This window comes from Vibrio sp. 10N.222.46.A1 (assembly GCF_041473595.1).
In the GTDB taxonomy this organism is placed as follows: domain Bacteria; phylum Pseudomonadota; class Gammaproteobacteria; order Enterobacterales; family Vibrionaceae; genus Vibrio; species Vibrio tasmaniensis_A.
In genome coordinates, this window is the sequence record NZ_JBFRSN010000201.1 from 1 (window position 1) to 807 (window position 807).

Here is an 807-nt window from a genome sequence, read left to right on the forward strand (position 1 = left end):
GGAGAGACTCCGGATAAGCTAGACATTGAAGCGGAAGGACCATATTTAGAAATCAAGTTGATTGTACGACTCAGCACAGCTTCGATTCCCGAAAAATCGACAGCCTTTCGAACGTTTATGATTTCGTCACGGTAAGTTTTTGCTTTGCTCGCTTCAGTAGTTGCTTTGTATGCTTGCCAAATAGCTATAACACCACCAACAATAGAAAGGAATGTAGCCACATAGTTTATGTAATTTGGCATACTACCTAGCCTCTAGAATTAATAGTATTTTGTCCGCTCCAAGTGTGTGAGGCTTACCAAACCCTTCCCATACCGATAACATTGCATCGTATTTGTCCAGTGTGGGCATATGCGAATTGAGGTCTGGAATCTCTTGACCATACCTCAGTTCATCGTAGCGCTCTAAGTCGACGATAAAATATCGACAATAAGCCATATACGAGCTCTCTTCATTTCCATCAAACCCCGGAAATTTAAGCCAGTAATGTTCTTTTACTGTAGTGTCTGCGCACTTTTTGGCTGAAAAATGGATTGTTCGATACATGTCTAAAATATCAAGAACCCTGCGACACTCTTCCTTCGATAGACCTTCCCATAGATTTTCATAAATCCAGTCATAGTGCAGTTCATAACCCTCAGATATTGCCTGACGGTGCTGAGCATAGTAATCCGCTTCTTCTGGATACAGTTTTTCTAATATCAAGAACTGATTGACCAAAGCTAAACGCTCTTTTTTATCTAATTTCATTTCAACTCCAATGTTAAATACTACGAAAACTGCTAACGCCAAATTAAGGTGTGAACA

Annotated in this window: 2 protein-coding genes; both read right to left on the reverse strand. The window is 40.1% G+C overall.

The genetic code is table 11. The features are described from left to right. Window positions 1-242, reverse strand: a 242-nt coding sequence (locus AB4496_RS06815; RefSeq protein WP_372130716.1) for a hypothetical protein, incomplete at its 3' end; no start/stop codon positions are given. Window position 243: 1 nt separating this feature from the next. Continuing rightward, a partial coding sequence (locus tag AB4496_RS06820) for a YfbU family protein (protein WP_372071619.1) occupies window positions 244-807 on the reverse strand: 564 nt, incomplete at its 5' end.